Below are 18,638 nucleotides of genomic sequence, written 5' to 3' on the forward strand. Positions count from 1 at the left end.
GCAAATTAGTAATGAAATTCAGTGAATCCTGGCTTCGTGAATGGGTAAACCCCGCCATCAGCCGTGACGACTTGAGCCATCAAATCACCATGGCTGGCCTGGAAGTGGACGGTGTAGACGCAGTAGCAGCCGACTTCAGCGGCGTATTCGTGGGTGAAGTGGTTGAATGTGGCCAGCACCCGGATGCCGACAAACTGCGTGTGACCAAGGTCAACGTGGGCGGCGATGCGCTGCTCGACATCGTGTGTGGTGCGCCAAACTGCCGTTTGGGCCTCAAAGTAGCCGTGGCTACCGTGGGCGCCGTGCTGCCCGGCGATTTCAAAATCAAGAAGGCCAAACTGCGTGGCCAGCCTTCTGAAGGCATGCTGTGTTCCTACAGCGAGCTGGGTATCGACATCGAAAGCGATGGCATTATTGAGCTGCCGCTGGATGCGCCTATTGGCACCGATATCCGTGAATACCTCGACCTGAACGACGCCGTTATCGACGTTGATCTGACCTCCAACCGTGCCGACTGCCTCGGTATGGCCGGTCTGGCCCGCGAAGTGGGCGTACTGAACCGCGCTGAAGTCAGTGAGCCCAGCTGGGAAGCGGTTGTGCCTGCCACCGAGCAGGGTATCGACATCAGCCTGAGTGCACCTGAAGGTTGCCCACGTTATCTGGGCCGCGTTGTTCGCAACGTGAATGTAAAGGCCGAGTCGCCAGAGTGGATGAAAGAGAAGCTGCGTCGCAGCGGTATTCGCTCAATCGACCCCATCGTCGACATCACCAACTACGTGCTGATTGAATTTGGCCAGCCAATGCATGCCTTTGACCTTGCCAAAATCGACGGCAAGATTGAAGTGCGCTACGGCAACGGTGAAGAAAAGCTCACGCTGCTCGATGGCAGCGAGATCACTGTGCCAAACGATACCCTGGTCATTGCCGACAACAGCAAAGCACTGGCGCTGGCCGGGGTGTTTGGTGGTGAATATTCAGGCGTTGGTGAAGAAACCCAGGACATTCTGCTGGAATGCGCCTTCTTCGCGCCGCTGGCCATTATGGGCAAGGCCCGTAAGCTCGGTCTGCACACAGATTCATCACACCGTTTCGAGCGTGGTGTTGACCCTGAGTTGCAACACAAGGTAATGGATCGCGCCACCCGTTTGGTGCTGGACATCTGTGGCGGCGAAGCCGGTCCCGTATGTGAAGCCAGAGCCGATGAATTCCTGCCCAAGGCCAAGCAGATAGTATTGCGCCGCGCCAAGCTGGATAAAACCCTGGGTCATGTCATTCCCGACAGCGACGTGGTGGAAATCCTCAGCCGTCTTGGTTTTGCTGTTCAGGCCGAAGCAGGGCAGTGGCAGGTCACTACTGCTACCTATCGCTTTGATATGGCTATTGAAGAAGATCTGATTGAGGAAGTTGCCCGTATCTTCGGTTACAACAACATCCCTAACAAGGCGCCGATAGCCGCGCTGCGTATGTCAGATCATAAAGAAGCCGCCATCAGCCTGAAAAAGGTGCGTGGTCTGCTGGTTGCCCGTGGTTTCCAGGAAGCCGTTACCTACAGCTTCGTTGACCCCAAATTGCAACAGCTGGTGCACCCTGGCGAGCAGGCGATGATCCTGCCTAACCCCATTTCCAGTGAAATGTCGGCCATGCGCCTGTCCATGTTCACTGGTTTGCTGAACGCCGTCGGCTATAACCAGGCGCGTCAGCAGGGTCGTGTACGCCTGTTTGAGACAGGTTTGCGCTTTGTGCCTGATGACAATGCAGAATCCGGCGTAAGGCAGCAAGCCATGCTCGGCGCGGTGATCGCGGGCCCTCAGAGCGACGAACATTGGTCGATGGAGAGCAAAACCGTTGATTTCTTCGATCTTAAGGGCGATTTGGAGGCCATTATTGGCTTGACAGTTGCTGGAACAGAATTTAGCTTTAGAAGAGCGACACATTCGGCCCTTCACCCAGGCCAATGTGCTGAAATACTGAGAAATGATCGAGTCATTGGCTACATTGGTGCCGTACATCCGACCCTTGAGAAGCCATTTGGCCTGAACGGCAAAACCATCGTATTTGAGCTGGAATTGGACGCGCTGCTAACCGCCAACTTGCCTGCAGCCCAGGCTGTGTCTAGGTTCCCGGCCAACCGTCGCGACATCGCTGTAGTAGTGGATGAAACTGTTGCCGCAGCCGATGTGATAAAAGTGATAAGAAAAGTTGGCGAAAATCAGTTGGTTGGCGTAAACTTGTTCGATGTATACCAGGGTAAAGGTGTTGAGCCCGGTAAAAAGAGCCTGGCTATCGCACTGACGTTACAAGACAACACTCGTACACTTGAAGAGAAAGAAATCGCAGAAGCAGTAGAAACTGTGGTTTCAGCCCTCAAGTCCGAGTTCAACGCATCGTTGAGGGATTAAAGTATGGCACTTACCAAAGCCGAAATGGCAGAGCATCTTTTTGAAACGCTTGGCATTAACAAGCGGGTCGCGAAAGAGATGGTAGAGGCGTTTTTCGAAGAGATCCGAACCGCCCTCGAAAGTGGTGAGCAGGTCAAGCTGTCTGGTTTTGGTAACTTTGACCTCAGGGACAAAAACCAAAGACCGGGGCGCAATCCGAAAACCGGTGAGGACATCCCGATTTCTGCCCGTCGTGTGGTGACCTTCCGCCCCGGACAGAAACTGAAGAGCCGCGTTGAAACGGCAAATTCAGAGAAGTAATATCGGAACACACCGAGGGAAAGCCACTCATCCGAGTGGCTTTCCTGTTTGTGCTGTCCATAAACCGAGGTAAAACATATACAAATGCGGTATTTCGACCGACGCTTTTATTGGGGTCTGTTGCATCCACGCCTTTGGGGCACCTGGATTGCCATCGGGATCCTGCTGTTTTTTGGCGCCATGCCTGCCGCGATTCGCGATCCTATGGCACGGGGCCTTTCCAGACTGGTACTGCGTATCGCCAAAAAGCCCATTCGGGTGGCCAGGGCCAATATCAAGGCCTGTTTCCCAGACAAATCCGAGCAGGAAGTCGACAGCCTCATTCGCGAGAATGTGGCGCAATTCGTGATGATCCTGATTGGTCAGGCAGAGTTACTGTTTGGCAGTGAGGCCCATTTACGCCGCCGCGTTTCGCTGCAAGGCTTTGAGCATGTCAAAGCGGCCCGTGATGCGGGGCAGCCGATTATTTTCATCATGCCGCATGTATGGGGCATCGACTATGCGGGGCTCAGGCTTAACCTTGAACTGCCCATGGCAACCATGGCCAAAGCCCACCGCAATGAGCTGTTCAATTGGTTTTCCAATCGCATTCGCAGTCGCCTTGGCGGTCATGTGTACATGCGCGAGGCGGGGCTTCGGGTGCTGATCAGTGAGATGCGCCAGGGCAACAGCTTCTTCTATCTGCCTGACGAAGACTTGGGTCCTGAGCAGAGCGTCTTTGCACCGCTGTTTGCCACCACCAAGGCAACCTTGCCCGTGGTAGGGCGACTGGCGGCGGCAGGCAAAGCTCAGGTGATGCCGGTTACCATAGGTTACGATGATAAGACCCACAACTTTACTCTGACCGTACTGCCTGCCATCGATGAAGCCAGCATGGCTGGCAAAGAGAACGAAGCACTGGCGCTCAACCGTGCAGTAGAGCAGGTTATCGCCGCTTACCCAGAGCAGTACATGTGGTTTTTAAAGCTGCTTAAAACCCGTCCCGAGGGCCAGGCGTCAATATACGATTGACCCAAATCCCTTGCGGGCAACTATACTTATCCGAAGTTAGCCTTCCGGAGTGTACATGTTGCCCGCACCAATTCCCTTCGATGAGGCCGAAAGGCTTGAGGCGCTCCGTGGCCTGAATGTGCTCGATACTGAAGCCGAGGAGCGTTTCGATCGCCTGACCCGTTTGGCGCGGCGGCTGTTTGATGTGCCTATTTGCCTGATAAGTCTGGTCGATTCCGACAGGCAATGGTTCAAATCCTGTATCGGTTTATCCCAATCTGAAACCCGCCGCGACATTTCCTTTTGTGGCCATGCGATTATGCAGGCCGATATCTTTGTCATTGAAGACGCCCATGAAGATCCGCGATTTGCCGACAATCCGCTGGTAACAGGTGAGCCCCATATCCGTTTTTACGCCGGTTATCCGCTTACCCTGAGTAATGGCCACAGAGTTGGCACCCTGTGCATCATTGACCGGATGGCACGCCACTTTGAGCCAGAGGCATATCGCGATCTGGAAGATCTCGGCAAATTGGTGGTGTCTGAACTGGAAGCGGTGCAAACCGCCACTCTGGATCCTTTGACGGGCCTGTCGAACCTGCGTGGCTTTGAACTGCTGGCCAAACAATGCCTCGCCAAGTGCCAGCGGCAACAGCAGGATGCGACATTGTTTTTCCTCGATTTGGATTACTTCAAAGAAATCAATGACCGCTTTGGACATCAGGAAGGAAACAGCGCCCTTGCGGCGTTTGCCAGCCTGCTGAAAGAAGCGTTTCGCGAGTACGATGTGATTGCCCGCATCGGCGGCGATGAGTTTGTGGCATTGGTGAGCCATGAACGCTCGATGTCGCCAGCTGCCGGGATCTTAAGCCGCCTGCGCCAAAACCTTGCCAGACACAATATAGATACCCCAATCGGCTATCAGCTGGAATTTAGCTGCGGTACCGCCCGTTTCGATGCCCTGGTGCCAAGCTCCCTCGAGCGGCTCTTGAAGGATGCCGATATTCATATGTACCGCGAAAAGCAAGTCCACCACCAAAAACATGACGAGCAGAACTGAGGCAGGGAGAGGGTGTGCAGTTTCTGCCCGCGTCACTTGTAAGAAAGGACGTCTGAAAACAAAAAAACGCTGCCGTGGCAGCGTTTTTTTAATAGCCAAAGCGTCAGCTTCTGGCCTTATGACGCTCATAGAGGTTCGCTGTGATGTCGGCAAGCGACAGCCCCTGGTCCTCCAGCAATACCATCAGGTGAAACAGCAGATCCGAAGCTTCATCAACCAACTCTTTCTTATCGTGGGTTGCGGCGGCAAGCGCCGTTTCCAGCCCTTCTTCACCTACTTTTTGCGCAATACGTTTGGTGCCGCTGGCGAACAGAGATGCGGTATAACTGCTGCCGCCTTCACCTGCGTCACAGGCTTGTTTCCTGCCCTGGATCAAGCTCTCGAGCCCGGCGATAAAACTGTGGCTGCCATCTTGCCAACATGACTCTGTGCCTGTGTGGCAGGTTGGGCCCTTGGGCAGAACCTGCACTAACAGGCTGTCGTTGTCACAGTCGGCGGCAATGCTGACAAGGCTCAGCACATGGCCGGACGACTCGCCTTTGGTCCACAGCCGCTGCTTGCTGCGGCTGAAAAAGGTGACCATGCCGGTCTGCAGCGTCTTTTCCAGCGCGGCCTTGTCCATATAGCCCTGCATCAGCACCTTGCCGCTTAAGTAGTTTTGCACAATAGCGGGTATGAGCCCGTCTTGTTTGTCCCAGTCGAGACGGTTTAAAAGGGTTTCGTCAGCCATGGGCCATTACTCCGTTAACCTGATGGCAATCCCCTGAGATGCAAGGAATTGTTTAAGCTCACCTATATTGATAATGCCTTTGTGAAACACACTGGCGGCAAGTGCGGCATCGACCCGGGCATCGCTGAACACCTCAGCAAAGTGGGCCATGGTGCCGGCACCGCCGGAGGCAATCAGCGGCACATCGCAGATGGTGCGTACCTTCAGCAGCTGCTCAATATCATAGCCCTGACGCACACCATCCTGATTCATCACATTCAGCACTATCTCGCCGCAGCCCTGACGCTGCACTTCTTCAACCCAATCCAGGGTGTGCCAACGGGTGTCTTTGGTGGCGGCTTCATCGCCGGTAAACTGCTTTACGGTGTAGTTGCCGCTGTCGCTATCGTAAAAGCTGTCGATACCCACCACCACACATTGGCGTCCAAATTCATCGTGCAGCCTGCGAATAAGACTGGGATCTGACAGAGCAGGCGAGTTGATGGAAATTTTATCGGCGCCGAAGGCCAGAATTTCCCGTGCCTGAGCTGCCGTTTTAATGCCGCCAGCCACACAAAAGGGAATGTCGATACGCTCGGCAATGCGGCTCACCCAGGATTTATCCACCACATCGCCTTTGGCACTGGCGCTGATATCGTAAAACACCAGCTCATCGGCACCTTCTTCGGCGTAGCGGGCGGCGAGGGGGACTATATCGCCCACAATTTCGTGGTTACGAAATTGCACCCCTTTAACCACTTTGCCGTCTTTCACATCCAGGCAGGGCACTATGCGTTTGGCCAGCATGCAATTGCCTCCTTTGCAGTAAATACGCCGGTCAGCAGTGCCTTACCGATAATGATGCCGCTGGCACCGGACTCCCTGACGGCTTTTACGTCTTCCAGGGTGGCAACGCCGCCGCTGGCCTGCCACTGTACATCGCTAAAACGCTCGGCCAGTTCTCGGTAAAGCGCTGTGTTGGCGCCGGTCATGGTGCCATCGCGGCTGATATCGGTTACCAAGGCGTGTTTAAGGCCCGCGGGCATAAAGGTATCCACAAGGGATTCGAGCGACTTTCCGCCGCCCTGTTGCCAGCCGTGAACTGCCACTATCTTGTTGCCTTGGGCATCGATATTGACATCGAGGGCAAGGCAAATGGCATCGCCGCCATATTTATCAAACAGGCTCAGTACTACCTCGGGTGATTTGACCGCCAGCGAGCCAATCACGACCCGGGCAACGCCTGCATCCAGCAGGGCATCCACATCGGCGGCGCTGCGAATGCCACCTCCTACTTGCAGTGGGGTGGACAAACCGGCCGCAATCTCTTCAATTAACCTGGTTTGCCTTTTGTCGGGGTCTTTAGCGCCGGTCAGATCAACAAGATGCAAGAGCGCTGCGCCGTCTTGCTGATAACTCAGCAATTGTGTTTTGGGATCCAGAGAAAATTCGGTCTTTTTGGCGTAATCGCCCTGAAACAGGCGCACCACCTGACCATCAATAAGGTCGATTGCAGGAATGATCATGATTGCTCCAAGGCGTCGACATTAGCTTGCGCCGGTGAATTTTCAATAAGCTCTGATTCGGCAGCTGCAAGCCCCAGGTCGGCCAGTGTGAGTCCCAGAAAGTTTTTCAGGATTTTGGCGCCGGTGGCAGCGCTTTTCTCCGGGTGGAACTGCACTCCCATAAAATTATCTTTGGCGATGGCCGCGCTGAAGGCTTCGCCATACTCGCAGCTGGCGATGGTGGCTGCGGACTCGGGGGCACAGAAGGAGTGCACAAAGTACACCCACTCGCCAGGCTCAATGCCGGCAAATAGCGGGTGGCCGGACACCTTAAGCTGATTCCAGCCCATGTGGGGCAAAGGTTGGCTGCCTGCATCCAACTCGCGAATTTCACCAGGGATAATATCCAGGCAATCAATATCTTCACCCTTGGCGCCGCGCTCGTGTGAGCGGGTCATCAACAGCTGCATCCCAAGGCAGACGCCGAGCACCGGCTGGCGCAGGGTTGGGATCAGTTTATCAAGCTCTCTGGCTCTCAGGGCGTCCATGGCTGCCGCTGCCGTGCCAACGCCCGGCAGCACCAGACGTGGCGCAGCGCGAAGCACTTCGCTGTCGCGGCTTACCAGCACCCTGGCACCGAGGCGCTCAAAGGCAAACTTCACCGAGCTTAGATTGGCGCAGCCGGTGTCAATGATGACCAAATCGGCGCTTGCGGCTGCTTCAGCGGCAGAGCTGGCCGAAATAATGGACTCTTTCATCAAAGCATTCCCTCTCTCATCAAAGCATTCCTTCTCACGTCACAGCACGCCTTTGGAGGATGGCAGGGCATCACCTTCGATGGCAATGGCCTGACGCAGGGTTCGGCCCAATACCTTGAACAGGGCTTCTACTTTGTGGTGATCGTTGTCGCCGTCGCAGCTGATGTGTAAGGTGCAGCGCAGGCCATCGGCAAATGAGCGGAAAAAGTGCGGCACCATTTCGGTGGCCATTTCGCCCACTTTATCGCGGCTGAAGCTGGCATCAAACTTGATAAACGGCCGACCCGAGATGTCCATCAAACACTGACCCGAGGCTTCATCCATGGGCAGGGCAAAGCCGAAACGGCCGATGCCGCGCTTGTCACCCAGTGCCTGGCGCAGTGCATCCCCCAGCGCCAGCGCTGTATCTTCCACGCTGTGGTGATCGTCTATTTCAAGGTCTCCATCGACGTTAAGCTTCAGGCTGAAATTGCCGTGGGTGGCGATTTGATCGAGCATGTGGTCGAAAAAGCCGATGCCGGTGGCGATTTGATTGTTGCCGGGGGTATCCAGATCAACAGTGACCCGAATGTCGGTTTCGCGGGTAGTGCGCACCACGGAGGCGCAGCGACCTTTGGCGAGCAGCGCATCGGCAATGGCATTCCAGCCGAGGGTTTCACGCTGATATTTAAAGCTCTTGATACCCATGGCGTTGCCAAGCTCAACGTCGGTATCGCGATCGCCAATTACTGCTGAGGCGGTGAAATCCACCAGACCTTGGGTCAGGAAGGATTTAACCAACCCGAGTTTGGGTTTGCGACAGCTGCAGTTTTCATCATTGAAGTGCGGGCAAATCAGCACCTCATCAAACTTAACGCCCTGACTTTCAAAAACCTGCATCATCAGGTTGTGGGGCGCATCGAAATCTTCCTGGGGGAAAGATGGGGTGCCGAGGCCATCCTGATTACTGACCATAATCAGTCGATAACCGGCTTTTTGCAGCCGCAGCAGCGCGGGAATGGCGTTTGGCTCAAACACCAGCTTGCTGAGACTGTCGACCTGCTTATCTGTTACCGGCTCTTCAATCAGGGTGCCATCGCGGTCGATAAAAAGCATTTTCTGGGGCATGGGTACTCTGTCCTTATGATTATTTGCTGTCGATGCGGCCGATGGCCTCGATAATGGAATCCGTCTCTTGCTCGCTGGTGTAGCTGATGCGGATGGCATCTTTAAGCCTTGGGTGGCTGTAGCGTCTGGCAACTATGCCTGCGTTGGCAAGGGCTCTGGCGAGTGCTTCCACATCATTGCTGAAGGCGAGCACATAGTTGCCGCCGCTTGGCAGGACGCGAAGCCCTGCGTCTGTGAGCGCTGCTGAGAGTCTTGCACCTTGCTTATTAAGCAGTACCACATCGGCGCACATTTGGGCGACGCCCTGCACGGAAAGGGCTTTTTCGGCAATCACAGACACAGGTACAGGCACCGGATAGGGCGCAATCACCCGCATCACCAGCTCGCACACCGAGGCGCTTGCCAGCAGGAAACCGCAGCGGGCACCGGCGAGACCAAAGGCTTTGGAGAGGGTGCGCAGCACCACCAGATTCCCAAATTCTGCCATCAAACCTGTAGCACTTTGGGCGGGTGAGCCGTCTGGGTTGCGGGCAAATTCGATGTAGGCTTCATCAACCACCACCAGCGCATTGGGGAAGGTTTTCGCCACCCGCGCAATTTCACCAAGCGGCAGCAGGGTGCCGGTTGGGTTATTGGGGTTGCAGACAAACACCAATTTGCTGCCTGTTAAGGCCGAGATGTCCTCAGGCAGGCAGAAATCTTCTGCCAGCGGCAGGGTGTTGACCGCCACATTAAAGGTGGCGGCGCTGATGGCGTACATGCCATAGGTTGGGCTGAAAATGCCGATGCTGTCTTTGCCGGGTACACAAAAGGTGCGAATAAGCAGTTCAATGGCTTCATCGGCACCGCGGCCACATATTAGCTCATTGGCCGCAACGCCGGCATACGCCGCGTAGGCGGAAATCAGCCCGGGTGGCTGGCATTCCGGGTAGCGGTTGGCGCCATCAATGCCAGTGCGGTTAAAGGGCGACTCGTTGGCGTTCACCCAAATTTCGCCGCTGCCACCGATGCGCCGAGCGCTCTGGTAGGGCTCCAGGCTCAAAAGCTCAGGGCGAGCGAGGCGGGCAGCCAGGCTATCCGCTGGAATTGTGTTTACCTGAGATGTCATTGACCATTTTCCTCATGTGCGATGGCATCAAGCCTTACTTTTACCGCATTTTTGTGGGCATCCAGTGACTCGGCCGCAGCCAGTGTCATCACAGTTTGACCAAGTCCTTTCAGTCCGTCCGCAGTTAATTCCTGCACCGTAAAGCGGCGACAAAAATCAGCCAGCGACAGGCTGGAGACGGTTTTGCTGTAACCGTAGGTGGGCAGCACGTGGTTGGTGCCTGAGGCATAGTCGCCAACTGATTCCGGCGTAAAGGCGCCTAAAAATACCGACCCTGCCGCACGAATACGTGGCAGCAGCGCCCTTGGCTCCCGGGTTTGAATGATCAGGTGCTCCGGGGCATAGAGGTTGGAGACCATTGCCGCTTCATCCAGGGTATCAGTCATGATAATGCGACTGCATGACAGCGCACCTTCTGCGGTTTCTCTTCGTGGCAGCAGCGCAAGCTGGCGCTCAAGTGCCGCTTCAACGGCCTTGGCCTGGGCGCTGGAGTCGGTGACGAAAATCACCTGTGAGTCACTGCCGTGTTCTGCCTGAGATAAGAGGTCGGCAGCAATAAACTCAGGACTGGCCGTATCATCGGCTATTACCAGCACTTCGGAAGGACCGGCTGGCATGTCGATGGTGACCGCTGCCTGAGTATCCCTTGCCACCTGGGCCTTGGCTTCGGTCACATACCGATTGCCGGGGCCAAAAATTTTATCGACTTTTGGCACGCTTTCGCTGCCGTAGGCGAGCGCAGCAATTGCCTGGGCACCACCTATCTGGAACACATCGGTAATGCCGCACACGCTGGCCGCGTAAAGAATGGCGTCATCAATGGGCGGTGGGCTTACCAGCACCCGCTTGGTACAACCAGCGATAGAGGCAGGCACTGCCAACATCAGCACAGTGCTGATAAGGGGGGCGCTGCCGCCAGGAATATAAAGCCCCACCTTTTCAATAGCTTCACTTTTAAGCTCACAGCGAACCCCCGGCTGGGTTTCCAGGCTGATTTCACTGAACTGCTGGGCGCTGTGAAAGCGGGCAATATTGGTGCGGGCGGCGTTGATGGCATCTTTAAGCTCGGGGCTGACGCGCTCGCAGGCTGCCGCGATGGCCTCAGCACTCAGCCCCAGCGTATCGATTTCGGCTTTATCGAAGCGCGCCGCGTATTCAATCAGCGCCTTGTCGCCGCCACGCTTCACATTGTCAAGAATGTCACTGACCGATGCTGCCAGACTGTCGTCACCCACCAGAGGTGAGCGGGACAGCGCCTTGCGCTTGGCATCCTCGCTTAAGGTGTTCCAGACCAAGGTTTCCATCGCTTACCCCATCATTTTTTCGATTGGCATCACCAGAATGGAGCTGGCGCCGAGGGCGGTCAGTTCTTCCATGGTGTCCCAGAACAGGTCTTCGGTGCTGACCGCGTGGATGGCAACCCGATTGGTCTCATCATTGAGCGGCAACACAGTGGGGTTTTCGGCGCCGGGCAGCAGGGCGACGATTTGCTCCAGGGTTTCGGTTGGGGCGTGCAGCAGGATGTACTTGCTTTCCCGGGCTCGAATAACACCATTAACCCGTGACAGGATTTTATTGATAAGTGCCTGCTTGGCATCGTTTTGTGGCGTGGTGGACTGAATAATACAAGCCATGGAGCGGAAGATGACTTCGGTTTCGTACAGGCCATTGGCTTCGAGGGTGGCACCGGTCGATACCAGATCGCAGATACCATCGGCAAGGCCGGCACGGGGCGCCACTTCCACAGATCCTTTTAATTGGCAGTCCTGATAGGATATGCCTTTATTCTGCATAAAACGGCGGAGTAGGTTGGGGTAGGAAGTAGCGATCCTAAGGCCTTCCAGCGAGCTTGCATCGCCATAAACAAATTCGGTGGGTACCGCCAGAGACAGGCGACAGGCACCGAAGTCCAGTTGTCTGAGCTTAATAACTTTCGCGGCATTGCCGAGGCACTCGCGCTCAAGTTGCTCTTCTTCCAGCACGTTTTCACCGACTATGCCCAAATCGACTACGCCGTCCATCACCAGACCTGGGATGTCATCGTCACGCACCCGCAAGATATCCACGGGCATATTGTCGGCGTGGGCGATAAGCCGCTGTTCATTCACGCTGAATTTTACCCCGCAGCTTTTCAGCAACTGTTGGGATTCGGTGGACAGGCGTCCGGATTTTTGGATGGCGATTCTCAGTCTGGCAGTCATGGCGAAATATCCTGGTATCTAAAGTAATGTTTAAAATCAAAAGCTTTGGTGCAAAGAAAAACCCCCGGAATTCCTTCCGGGGGTTGTCCTGAAACTTTAGATCATGACCGCCAGAAGGAATGCACCTTCGGCAGTGAGCTTCCGAAGGCTACCGCTTATGATGGTGATGATGGTGCTTGGCAGTCGAAAGCTGGAACATGTGTCTTTAATCCTGTGTCTGGCGCCGTGCGCTCGTTACATTTGCTGTCTGGCCGAATTTATCGGACGCTTTTTACACTAATGACTTTGAGGACGCTTTGCAAGGGTGTTTTTCGTCAATATTAAAAAAGTTCAGCTTTGCATGAATATTCACGTTGGGCATGCCTGCTTTGCTGGCTTAGCTTTGCTGCCCTTGTGACAGGCAGTGAAATCGGCATAATGCACTCAACCGAGCGCTGAATTCTCCCGACACCGGAGCCTGTTTGTCTTCCCAATCCGCTGCCAATAACCTGATAACCCGTACGCAGGCCGTCTTCGATGAAGGTGGGTTGCTGTCACGTTTTATCCGCGGTTATCGGCGCCGTGAGGTGCAGCAGCAGATGGCTGAGGAAGTGGCATCCTGCTTAAGCTATACCCATAAATTGGTGCTGGAGGCCGGTACCGGTGTGGGCAAAACCTTTGCCTACCTGGTACCTGCGCTATTAAGTGGCAAGCAGGTGATAGTCAGTACCGGCAGTAAAAATTTGCAGGAGCAGTTGTTTTATAAAGACTTACCTGCATTGCTGGAGATGCTTAAGCTCAAGGTGCCGGTCAGCCTGTTAAAAGGGCGCAGCAATTATTTGTGTCAGCGGCTGATGGCTGCGCAGATGGATGCGGCTTTCAGTCACGATGAGAAGCTGTTGGATGATTTACTGAAGCTCAATCAATTCGCACAAGCCACTGAAGATGGTGACCTTGGTAATTTGACCGGCGTGGCCGAAGATGCCCGCGCTATCAGTCTGGTGGCCAGTGCTCAGGATAGCTGCACCGGTCAGCGCTGCGCCTTTTATGATGAGTGTTTTACCCGTAAAGCCCGTGCCCGGGCAATGAATGCCCGCTTGATTGTGGTGAACCATCATTTGTTCTTTGCTGACAGGGTGCTGAAAGACACAGGTTTTGCCGAACTCTTACCCGATGTGGATGCGGTGATATTTGATGAGGCGCACCTATTGCCTGATATCGCCATTCAGTATTTTGGCTCTCAGCTTTCCACCGGCAGTCTGCGACGGCTGCTTGATGGCATAGAGCGGCTCACCGAAGGTGAGCTTGGCGATACCCAGGGGCTTAAGCTATTGCCGCAGCGTGCCCGGGTTAAGTTGGATGCCTGGCAAAATTGCCTGCTTGATGCAGGCAGCAGTGATTTCAGGCAACTGCTTAAAGATAAAACAGCAGCATTGGCCGCAGCTGAGCTGATTGGCGAACTCTCGGCACTGGAAGCTCTGCGGCTCGCCAATCTGGGGCGCAGTGAGCCACTTGATGATTTTGCCGTTAAGCTACCGGAGCTTAAGCAAAAGCTCGAGCGTTTTATTGCCTGTGACGATCCGGGCTCTGCTTATGGTATCGATATCGGTGAGCGCCATTTGATGCTGCGTATTTCCCCCATCGATATTGCCAAGGCGTGCCGTGAGTTGTTCAGCGAAGACACCGCTTGGGTGTTTACCTCGGCGACTTTGCAGGTGGAGCGCAGCCTGCAGTTTTTTACCCGTGAGCTTGGGCTGACATCGCCAGTGCCAGCTTCAGCCAAGCGTTCTCAATCCAGCCGGACTCAATCCAGCATTGCTCAATCCACTCGCACCCAATCGAGTACTGCTGGTGCCAAAGCGGCAATGTGTAAAGAAGTGCTGCTCGACAGTCCCTTTGATTACCCCAGGCAATCCCTGTTGTGCGTGCCGCGCCGTCTTGGCAGCGTTGCCAATCAGGATGCCATGGTGCGCCAGCTCACCGAGGTGTGTCTGAAACTGATTAAGGCCGCCAAGGGGCGCACCTTTATCCTCTTTACCAGCCACCGGATGATGGAGGCCGTCGCCCGCTCTCTGGTGGGGCGCTGCCACTATCCACTGCTGGTTCAGGGGCAGGGCAGTAAGCAGCAATTACTATCCAAATTCAGACAGTTGGGTGAAGCGGTGCTGCTTGGCACAGGCAGTTTTTGGGAGGGGGTAGACGTGCGCGGCAAGCTACTGTCCTGCGTGATTATCGATAAGTTGCCCTTTGCCTCACCGGATGACAGTCTCTACAAAGCCCGCGCCAGTCGGGTGGAGGCCAGAGGTGGCGATCCCTTTCTGGAAATTTCGCTGCCCCAGGCGGTGATTGCCCTGAAGCAGGGCGCTGGCAGGCTTATCCGCGATGAAACTGATCGCGGCGTCCTGGTGATCTGCGATAACCGCCTGGTGAATCGGCCCTACGGTCAGGCATTTTTGCAATCTTTGCCGCCGATGGCACGTACCCGTGACCTGAATGCTGCCTGCGCATTTTTAGAGGCAATTGACTGAATTTAATCCGACTGCTGGTCTTAGCCGTTTTATGGCCGGCGGTTTATCGGGTAAAATCATCGCAATGACCGACTGGGCCCCCTTTCTGTGGCCAACGATTTTGGAAACTCATACCCCATGACGCAGCCTATTGCACTGCCGGACAATCCGGTGATCCTCGCGCTCGACACCTGTACCGAAGCTTGCTCTGCCGCGCTTTTTGCCAAGGGTGAAACCTATGCCGATATGGCTGATGCCCCCCGTGAGCACAGCCAGCGCCTGCTGCCCATGATTGATGGGCTGTTAAACGAGGCCGGGCTCAGCATTAGCGATGTCAACATCATTGCCTACGGACGTGGTCCCGGCAGTTTTACCGGCATTCGTATCTGTACCAGCATGACCCAGGGCCTGGCACTTGGTCGCGAGCTGCCGGTGATTGGTATTTCTACCCTGGCCGCCATGGCGCAGGAAGCGATGGAAAAGAGCGGTGAAACCCGGGTGCTGTGCGCTATTGATGCGCGCATGTCTGAAGTCTATGTGGGTGAGTACCGGATGCAGGATGGCGTGGCAACCTTGGTGGGCGAAGAAACTGTATTGCCACCGTCGATGGTGAAGGTATCTGATGGTGTCAGGCTGGCCTGTGGCACAGGTTTTGATACCTATCCTGAGCTTTTGACGCTTGGGCATGGCCTGGAGCTTAGTGCTGAGGTGAAATTTCCTGCCGCCGAAGCTATGCTGACATTGGCAAGGGACGGCATTGCCCGTGGCCTGCACACCGCAGTGGATGACTTGGAGCCTGTGTATCTTCGTGATACGGTGGCGTGGAAGAAATTGCCGGGGCGCGAATAGTCGCGACGTGAACAAGTGTGCCGCTTTTGTGGCTTAGTTGGTGGCTTACCTGGTGACTTCGCTGGAAGCTTTCTCGGAAACCCCATTGGCGCGCTCTCCCATTAGCGTGCTTGGTAAGCAGGTTTCCCACACCCAGAGTAAAGGAGTGATTGGCGGTGCATATTCAATCGGCACAGCTTGAATTCTTTTCCGCCCGGGGCATTAAGTTGCCCGGGGCCGCGGGTGTGCTGTCAAATCCTGCCGCACTAAACGGCGAGCACGGTAAGACAAGCGCTACTACGGCAACTGATAGCCGTGGTCAGCTTCCCCGTGAGCGGGGTGAGTCGGCGCGGTTTTTACTGCAGGAATACCGGGATGCTCAGGGAAGCGTCGATTACGACACCCCCGGCCGTTCCCGTGAAGCCATTTCCGAATATCTTTTGAATCAACATGCTCAGCGGCGCGAGGAAATACGTGCCATGGTGGGCGTGGATCTCTATGCCTGAACCGCGCGCAGAGTTTGCAGCCATCCCCGAGACGGCCCCAGCCAACAGTCCCTTGCAGTTTATGATGCTGCTCGCTCTTGCCGGCGCCGTGACTTACGTACCTTATCTTGGCGTGCCCTTTAAATGGCTTGAAAGCTTTTTCCATGAGTTATCCCACGCGCTGGCAACCTTGATCACGGGCGGCGTGGTCAGTCATATCCAGCTTTTTCCCAATGGCGCGGGACTGTGCTTCTCAGCAGGTGGCAGCCCGGTATTGATTGGCTTTGCCGGATACGCCGGGGCTGCGCTGTGGGGGTTGCTGCTGTTTATGATGGCGAGTTGGCCCAAGGGGATCCGGCCTGCATTTACACTACTCGGCGCGCTTGTGTTGGTGGTACTGCTCTTTTACGCCCGGGATGTGCTGACCATTGGCATTCTGATTGTGCTTTCGGGGCTGTTTTTTCTGCCGTTAAAACTTGCAGGCGCTGCTTGGCTGGTGTCCATGTTGCGTTTTATGGCGCTGATTGTGCTGCTCAATGCCATCAAAAGCCCCACCTACCTATGGGGGCTCGATGGTCAGGGTGATGCAGAGCTGCTCGCTGGGCTTATCTGGGTGCCGGCATTTGTGTGGATTGGATTGTGGCTGCTGATTGCCGCCGGGTGTCTGTGGCTGTGTTGGCGGCGGGTGCTTGGTCCAGGTGCTGGACCAGGTAATTGCAACAAAATATGAATCCGTCTTGGCAATTCTGCTTTGCCTTGGTAGCTTCGAGGTCTCTTCCCGCCGGGATAGGCTGATGAAATTCAAGGAGAACAGGATGAAGACGTTGTTAGCGGCCTCCGTGGTTGCGCTGATTGGATTAAGCGGTGCGGCCAGTGCCACCACCCTTGATGAAGCCCTGAAGAACGATTTGCGTCAGGCATCGAGTATGGCGCGGGACATGTATCGCCACCCAGGTGAAACCCTGAGCTTTTTCGGTGTCGATGGCCAAAAAACCGTGATTGAACTCTGGCCGGGTGGCGGCTGGTACTCTGAAATTCTTGCGCCTTTGCTGGCCAAAGATGGCCAGTACATTGCCGCTAACTTTGAAACCAACCCTGCGCCGGACGCCAAGAGCCCAGCATATCGTCTTCGTTTGGGCAAAGCCCTCGAAAGCTGGATTGAAACCAACGCTGCTAAAGTGGGTAAGGCCAAAACCGTGACCTTCGACCCGCCTCACAAGACCTCCCTTGGTGACAGTGGCAGCGCCGATGTGGTGCTCACCTTCCGCAATATCCACAACTGGGCCATGTCAGGCCAGGCTGAAACCATGTTTGCCGCGGCATTTGATGTGCTTAAAGAAGGCGGCGTGCTCGGTGTGGTGGAGCACAGGGCAAACGAAGGCATGAGCCTCAAATCGGGTTACATGACAGAATCTGAGGTGATTAAACTTGCAGAGACTGCAGGTTTTGTGCTGGCAGCCAAAAGCGAAATCAACGCCAACCCCAAAGACACCAAGGATTATGAGCAGGGTGTCTGGACCTTGCCGCCATCGCTGCGCCTTGGTGAGCAGGACAAGGACAAGTACCTTGCCATCGGTGAGAGCGATCGCATGACCTTAAAGTTCGTAAAACCGGCAACTAAATGAGTCTTGGCGGTTTTTGCGGGATAAATAACAGGTAATCGCCCCGCAAGCGTGGGATAATGCCGGCCTCAGTGCCGGCGTTTTTCTGTCTGAGGTCTTGATTTTCCATAAGACGATACAAAAGAATGCGCACCCATCCGCAGGCGTTTGGAACTGCAGGAGTTGCAAGGAGCTTTGCCATGACCATTGCCGTAAATGAGTTAACTCTCGCGTTGCCCCATATCAGGCTTGCGGCAATAGCATACGGCGATGCCGACAAGCCTTTGCTGCTGGCGCTGCACGGCTGGCTCGATAACGCCAGCAGCTTTGCGCCGCTCGCCGATGTACTAACCGATTACCGACTCCTCGCCATTGATTGGCCGGGTCACGGTGATTCTGAGCACAGGCCGGGTAGTTACCCTTTGCACTGGATTGACTATCTTTATGATTTGCACGGGGTTCTTATGCACCTTGAAGGCGAGGGAGTGCGGCCAAAGGCCATTATCGGCCACTCTCTGGGGGGCATAGTGGCGTCGGCATATCTTGCCAGCTATCCGGATGCGACCGACGCGCTGGTGCTGATTGAAGCCCTTGGGCCCTTAACAGAGCGGCCGGGTAAAACCCGCGAACGGCTCGCCCGGAGTTTCGACAGCCACTGGCAATGGGCTACCAGCTTTGCAAACCCCAAGGTTTATGCCAGTTTCGAGACTGTGATTGAGGCAAGGCATCGCCTGACCGGGCTTGATAAAGCGGCCTGTGAGCTGTTGCTCAGGCGCAACTTTGCTGCTACTGATGCCGGTGTGGTTTCGAAAACAGACCCCCGACTTAAGTTTGATTCGCCCATGCGGCTTACGCCTGCCCACGGGGAAGCCTTTATCCGGGGCTTTGCGCTGCCGAGTTTGCTGCTGATGGGCGACAGTGGCTATGAGCAACTGAAAACCTTGTTTGAGCTTAGTGCTCCGCTGTATCAAAACTTAACTCAGGTGCAGCTCTCGGGCGATCATCATTTGCACATGACCCATCCACAAGCGTGCGCGGCGGCCATTAACGCGTTTTTGGCATCCCAGGCGCAGGGGTAAAAAAGAGGCTGGGCTTTTTTGC

The 18,638-nt window shown here is 55.3% G+C and carries 18 protein-coding genes; 10 read left to right on the forward strand and 8 right to left on the reverse strand.

The genetic code is table 11. The features are described 5' to 3' along the window. The first annotated feature begins 11 nt into the window (after positions 1–11). From pheT to MJ923_RS08060, 4 genes are all read left to right on the forward strand, one after another. Positions 12–2,399, forward strand: coding sequence for a phenylalanine--tRNA ligase subunit beta (pheT, locus tag MJ923_RS08045; protein ID WP_240590642.1), 2,388 nt, complete (start codon positions 12–14; stop codon positions 2,397–2,399). A 3-nt stretch (positions 2,400–2,402) separates the two neighbouring features. Then, on the forward strand, positions 2,403–2,699 hold the full coding sequence (gene ihfA / locus MJ923_RS08050) for an integration host factor subunit alpha (protein WP_126167093.1): 297 nt from the start codon (positions 2,403–2,405) through the stop codon (positions 2,697–2,699). 84 nt (positions 2,700–2,783) lie between these two features. Then, a complete protein-coding gene (gene lpxM / locus MJ923_RS08055; RefSeq protein WP_240590643.1) occupies positions 2,784–3,710 on the forward strand; it encodes a lauroyl-Kdo(2)-lipid IV(A) myristoyltransferase in 927 nt (308 codons plus the stop codon). A 55-nt stretch (positions 3,711–3,765) separates the two neighbouring features. Then, positions 3,766–4,749 carry a GGDEF domain-containing protein gene (locus MJ923_RS08060; protein WP_126167091.1) on the forward strand — a complete coding sequence of 328 codons (984 nt, stop codon included), beginning with the start codon at positions 3,766–3,768 and terminating at the stop codon, positions 4,747–4,749. 103 nt (positions 4,750–4,852) lie between these two features. On the opposite strand, the gene hisIE is transcribed toward MJ923_RS08060, so the two are convergent. From hisIE to hisG, 8 genes are read right to left on the reverse strand one after another with little or no spacing between them, the layout of a single operon-like run. Beyond that, complete coding sequence (gene hisIE / locus MJ923_RS08065; RefSeq protein ID WP_240590644.1) at positions 4,853–5,479, reverse strand: bifunctional phosphoribosyl-AMP cyclohydrolase/phosphoribosyl-ATP diphosphatase HisIE; 627 nt, start codon at positions 5,477–5,479, stop codon at positions 4,853–4,855. Positions 5,480–5,485: 6 nt separating this feature from the next. Next, a complete protein-coding gene (gene hisF / locus MJ923_RS08070) occupies positions 5,486–6,265 on the reverse strand; it encodes an imidazole glycerol phosphate synthase subunit HisF (protein WP_240590645.1) in 780 nt (259 codons plus the stop codon). After that, entirely contained in the window at positions 6,247–6,984 is a 738-nt protein-coding gene (hisA, locus tag MJ923_RS08075) for a 1-(5-phosphoribosyl)-5-[(5-phosphoribosylamino)methylideneamino]imidazole-4-carboxamide isomerase (protein ID WP_240590646.1), read from the reverse strand. Before hisA ends, hisF begins: the two co-directional genes overlap by 19 nt. Further along, positions 6,981–7,721 carry an imidazole glycerol phosphate synthase subunit HisH gene (gene hisH, locus MJ923_RS08080; RefSeq protein WP_240590647.1) on the reverse strand — a complete coding sequence of 247 codons (741 nt, stop codon included), beginning with the start codon at positions 7,719–7,721 and terminating at the stop codon, positions 6,981–6,983. Before hisH ends, hisA begins: the two co-directional genes overlap by 4 nt. 39 nt (positions 7,722–7,760) lie before the next feature. Beyond that, complete coding sequence (gene hisB / locus MJ923_RS08085; protein WP_240590648.1) at positions 7,761–8,828, reverse strand: bifunctional histidinol-phosphatase/imidazoleglycerol-phosphate dehydratase HisB; 1,068 nt, start codon at positions 8,826–8,828, stop codon at positions 7,761–7,763. 19 nt (positions 8,829–8,847) lie between these two features. Then, the gene (gene hisC, locus MJ923_RS08090; RefSeq protein ID WP_240590649.1) at positions 8,848–9,936 is read right to left on the reverse strand and encodes a histidinol-phosphate transaminase; all 1,089 of its coding nucleotides are present in this window, start codon (positions 9,934–9,936) and stop codon (positions 8,848–8,850) included. Next, positions 9,933–11,240 carry a histidinol dehydrogenase gene (gene hisD, locus MJ923_RS08095; RefSeq protein ID WP_240590650.1) on the reverse strand — a complete coding sequence of 436 codons (1,308 nt, stop codon included), beginning with the start codon at positions 11,238–11,240 and terminating at the stop codon, positions 9,933–9,935. The genes hisC and hisD overlap by 4 nt, the downstream gene beginning before the upstream one ends. Positions 11,241–11,243: 3 nt before the next feature. Next, positions 11,244–12,137, reverse strand: a complete 894-nt coding sequence (gene hisG / locus MJ923_RS08100) for an ATP phosphoribosyltransferase (protein ID WP_240590651.1) — start codon at positions 12,135–12,137, stop codon at positions 11,244–11,246. 461 nt (positions 12,138–12,598) lie between these two features. On the opposite strand from hisG, the gene MJ923_RS08105 reads away from it, so the two are divergent. The 6 genes from MJ923_RS08105 (at position 12,599) to MJ923_RS08130 (ending at position 18,616) form a co-directional block, all read left to right on the forward strand. Next, the gene (locus MJ923_RS08105) at positions 12,599–14,644 is read left to right on the forward strand and encodes an ATP-dependent DNA helicase (protein ID WP_240590652.1); all 2,046 of its coding nucleotides are present in this window, start codon (positions 12,599–12,601) and stop codon (positions 14,642–14,644) included. 117 nt (positions 14,645–14,761) lie between these two features. Beyond that, positions 14,762–15,472, forward strand: a complete 711-nt coding sequence (gene tsaB / locus MJ923_RS08110; protein ID WP_240590653.1) for a tRNA (adenosine(37)-N6)-threonylcarbamoyltransferase complex dimerization subunit type 1 TsaB — start codon at positions 14,762–14,764, stop codon at positions 15,470–15,472. A gap of 155 nt (positions 15,473–15,627) precedes the next feature. Beyond that, on the forward strand, positions 15,628–15,957 hold the full coding sequence (locus MJ923_RS08115) for a hypothetical protein (RefSeq protein WP_240590654.1): 330 nt from the start codon (positions 15,628–15,630) through the stop codon (positions 15,955–15,957). 61 nt (positions 15,958–16,018) lie between these two features. Next, on the forward strand, positions 16,019–16,666 hold the full coding sequence (locus MJ923_RS08120; RefSeq protein WP_240590882.1) for a M50 family metallopeptidase: 648 nt from the start codon (positions 16,019–16,021) through the stop codon (positions 16,664–16,666). Between the two features lie 85 nt (positions 16,667–16,751). Beyond that, entirely contained in the window at positions 16,752–17,561 is an 810-nt protein-coding gene (locus MJ923_RS08125; RefSeq protein ID WP_240590655.1) for a class I SAM-dependent methyltransferase, read from the forward strand. A gap of 176 nt (positions 17,562–17,737) precedes the next feature. Then, the gene (locus MJ923_RS08130; protein ID WP_240590656.1) at positions 17,738–18,616 is read left to right on the forward strand and encodes an alpha/beta fold hydrolase; all 879 of its coding nucleotides are present in this window, start codon (positions 17,738–17,740) and stop codon (positions 18,614–18,616) included. Positions 18,617–18,638: the final 22 nt, after the last annotated feature.

The sequence above is a fragment of the Shewanella zhuhaiensis genome (genome assembly GCF_022484835.1).
GTDB classification, from domain to species: Bacteria; Pseudomonadota; Gammaproteobacteria; order Enterobacterales; family Shewanellaceae; genus Shewanella; species Shewanella khirikhana.